The 1,391-nt window shown below is 69.9% G+C and carries 1 protein-coding gene; it reads right to left on the reverse strand.

Annotation, left to right across the window (positions count from 1 at the left end):
* Nucleotides 1-916: IS701 family transposase (locus ACFW1A_RS40535; protein WP_380418754.1), on the reverse strand; the 916-nt coding region annotated here is incomplete at its 3' end.
* Nucleotides 917-1,391: the final 475 nt, after the last annotated feature.

A 1,391-nucleotide genomic window follows, 5' to 3' on the forward strand; every position in this document is an offset into this window, starting at 1 on the left:
TGTAGCGGTGGCGGCGCACGAGCAGGAGGCTGTGTCCGCTCTGATGGCCGGGCGGGGTGTCGTCGCCGGTGATCTCGACCATCGCCCAGTCGTAGTGCCGGTCGCCCTTGGTGCCGTGCCCGGTCCGCAGCCTCTGCCAGGCCCGCCTGGGCACCTTGGCCAGTACATCCGCAGTGCTCAAGCGACCGATGGCGGTGGTGACGCGGTGACTGGCGGGGACCGCGAGGGCGTAGTCGAAGCCGAGCTCGGGTATCCGCTGGCACAGAGCGTGTCCGCCGCAGACCTCGTCGGCGGCCACCCAGCGGGACGGCAGCCCGGCCGCACGGACACGGGACAGCAGGTCAGCGGCCAACTGGGGCTTGGTGGCGAAGCCGAGGTCGTCGGGAACGCCGGTCAGCTCGCGCCGCTCCTCGTCTGCGGCCCAGTCCTTCGTCAGGTACAGAGCGCGGTCGATCAGCGCGTGCCCCAACCGGCCGGCGTAGGTGAGATGGACGGCGACCTGCGCCAGGCCGATCCCGCCCAGCGCACCGGAGTACTGCCGCGCGGCACCCACCGCGTCGGTGGAGGACTTCTCGTCGCCGGTCTCGTCCACCACCAGCACCGCCTGGTCGTCGGCGAGACGACCCACCGTGAAGACGGCAAGATGATCGCGAACGGCTTCGTGGTCCCACACGGCCCGGGACAGGAGGTGCTGCAGCCGGTGCGGACCGGAATGCCCCAACGCCTCGGCCAATGTCCAGCAGTTGATCCGCTCCAGGCCCATCAGCACCGCCTCGGTCACCTCCCGCAGCGTCTGCCGTGTCTCACGACGCGGGAAGCATCCCGCCACCAGTCCCATGAACGCCCCGACGCCTTCGCGCCACACCGCCTGCGCTACCGTGACCTCCACGGCCACCGCGCTCTGATTCTTCGTCACACAAGATCATGATCGCGGTGGCCGCACCCATGCCCGCAGCCAGCCCCCTGAGCCGCTGACCAGCACCGCACCACCGCCGATCACGAACTACAGCTGCCGTGTCAGAGCAGCAGCCTGGTAGGCGTCAGCCGGAAGGAAGCTCGGCCTTCCGACGGTCTGTCGCGCACGTTTCCCCTTGTACTGCATGCTGAACCCGCGGCCCTGGTCGGGCTGCTCGCCAGCCTGGAGGAAGCACTCCTCCAGGAACAGGTCCAGTACCTTCCAGGCTGTGCCGAACAGGAGCGGCCGGATCTTCAGGAGGGCGACGCAGCCCTCGGGGTTGGGGCCGAGAGTCTCGTGGCCGCGAGTTCGTCGCCTTCTGGCTGGCCGCCGGCCGGGTACTGGCCGGCATGAACGTCAACATCTGGGACGTCACCGACGCAATCCGGGACCTGGTCCGCTCCGGCCGCACCGTGGACCCGGCCCGGCTGGCCGA

Origin of the sequence: Kitasatospora sp. NPDC058965 (assembly GCF_042741245.1) — a bacterium.
Lineage (GTDB): Bacteria > Actinomycetota > Actinomycetes > Streptomycetales > Streptomycetaceae > Kitasatospora.